We start from the raw sequence: 2002 nt of genomic DNA, 5'->3' as shown, positions 1-2002 counted from the left end.
GACTCAGTGTTTCGGGTTGTCCAGGAGCCTTGAGACGACAAACTGCGCGAACGGCAGGGCGCAGGTCAAGGCCGGCGAGACGGCGTTGAGCACATGCAGGCGCTTGGCATCGCCCTCGATGACGAAATCCATCACCAACTGGTTGCTGGTGCGCTCCACTAACTGTGCGCGAATGCCGGGCCGGCCGTGGCGGTGAAAGCCCATCGTCTCGGCACCCTCGAGCAGAGTGGCAGCCTCGGCCACCAGGTAGGAACGGCGCTGCTTGCGCAGCTCTTGGAACGCGAGGGTGCGAAAATCATTGCGGTTGCTGATCAGCATGGCCAGTTCGCGCCCGGCCACCTCCAGCAGCTCGTTGGCGCGCAAGCCACTCAAACCGCCGTAGTGCTCCCGCCACCAGGCCGGGAGGGCGGTGGGGCCGATCTTGGTGTGTCCATCGACCGTGCGCGTGACGTGGACGCCAAGAAACGGCTGGCGCAGATCCGGTACCGGGTAGAGGTGCAGGCGTGGGGCTTCGGTGCCGGGATCAGCGTAGCGGTACAGGCCCTTGAATGGCAGCAAGGTGTAGCGCTGGCCGAAGCCGAAGTCGTGCGCAATCCGATCGGCGTAGAGCCCGGCGCAGTTGATGAGGGTGCCGGCCTGGATGCGCTCCGAGCCGGCTTGGATGCGGTTGTCGCCGAGATGACCACGATAAGGATGGTTGCAGAGCAGGGTGCCGCCGGCGGCGAGGACATCGGCCTGTTGAGCGGCCAGGAGTTGCGCCGGGTCGACGCTGGCGGTGGCGGGCACGAACAGCGCATGGCCAAGGGTGCGCGCGCGCGGCTCAAGGGCGCGGGTCTCGGCCTCATCCAGGCGCTGGACCTCGACGCCATTGGTGTGACCGCGTTGCTCCAGTGTTGCCAGGCGCGCGTGCTCCTCGGCATCACGCGCGACGATGAGCTTGCCGCAGCGCTCCAAGGGCAGACCACGCTCGGTGCAGTAGGCTTGCCAGGCGGCGTTGCCCTCGCGGGTGAAGCGGGCCTTGAGGCTATCGGCGCTGTAGTAGATGCCGCTGTGCAGCACGCCGCTGTTGCGACCGCTGGCGTGCTGGCCAGGTGCGGATTCCTTCTCGATCAGGGTGACCCGCGCGCCGGGGTCGCGCTGCTGCAGCGCGCGGGCGATGGTGAGGCCGATGATGCCGGCGCCGATGATCAGATAGTCTGTGTTCACAGGGGTGGCGCTGTTGGGTGTTGGTCTCTACCAGTCTCCCCGCTGTCACTCTACTATGGCCGCAGCACCTGGCACAGGCCAAGCGACTTTTATGGCCGCTCCACTTGATTGCCGGTTAACATTGACCTAATCCCAGCCCAAAGACAGTGACTCAGGCTTCAGGCGCATTGCTGTTGAATATGATTTTCGTCGTGTTCTTGGCTGTATGATGGCGATTCATCATCAAAGGGGATAACAAGCCGCGCCTGGCTCAGTTGCGTTTGAAGGGTCACCATCCCATCGGCACGCATAAAGTCATAGCGATGTTGTCGGTGGAGATGCTGAATCTTTCGCAAAGCATTAACAAGCGGGTTCTGGCTATCTGGGGAATAAGTCACCATGCCCGAAAAATGAATCAGACTGTCGTAATCAAGTTGACTCATCACTCGATCGGCGAGGAAGTCGAGCGTTTCTTTTCGGCTTTCAGAAAACCAGTCTGCAGAAAGCACCAAATCCCATAATGGCTCAATGGGATCACGCGCAATCATGCACTTAATCTGGAATGGCCCTTTCTCTTTTTCGATTTTCGCGAGAGCCGTTCCGATGCTGACATAGAGATCGCGCATCGTTCCTCCGCAAATTCTTTTGCAGCAGCCAGCATGTCAAACGCATCCTGCTGGGTCGCCAGCGCTGGATCTTCGTAGCGCCGCGATTCATCCCAGTTGATCGCGACAGACCAGGACGAAAATCTCTTGATCCTCTGCTCTTGGCCCGTCAGTGGGACCAGTACATCCAAGTCATGGACCTTGAGGAATTT

The 2002-nt window shown here is 60.8% G+C and carries 3 protein-coding genes; all 3 read right to left on the bottom strand.

Translation table 11 applies throughout. The annotated features are described in order from the left end of the window. Window positions 1-3 precede the first annotated feature (3 nt). On the bottom strand, window positions 4-1206 hold the full coding sequence (lhgO, locus tag VBE63_RS28195) for an L-2-hydroxyglutarate oxidase (RefSeq protein WP_323686300.1): 1203 nt from the start codon (window positions 1204-1206) through the stop codon (window positions 4-6). Window positions 1207-1364: 158 nt separating this feature from the next. Then, window positions 1365-1811 carry a hypothetical protein gene (locus tag VBE63_RS28190; protein ID WP_323686299.1) on the bottom strand — a complete coding sequence of 149 codons (447 nt, stop codon included), beginning with the start codon at window positions 1809-1811 and terminating at the stop codon, window positions 1365-1367. Beyond that, a partial coding sequence (locus tag VBE63_RS28185) for a hypothetical protein (RefSeq protein WP_323686298.1) occupies window positions 1730-2002 on the bottom strand: 273 nt, incomplete at its 5' end. The genes VBE63_RS28185 and VBE63_RS28190, both read right to left, overlap by 82 nt.

The organism is Lamprobacter sp. (genome assembly GCF_034860625.1).
In the GTDB taxonomy this organism is placed as follows: domain Bacteria; phylum Pseudomonadota; class Gammaproteobacteria; order Chromatiales; family Chromatiaceae; genus Lamprobacter.
The sequence above is the reverse complement of the archived record's forward strand: the minus strand, read 5'-3'. Positions and strand labels throughout refer to the sequence as shown.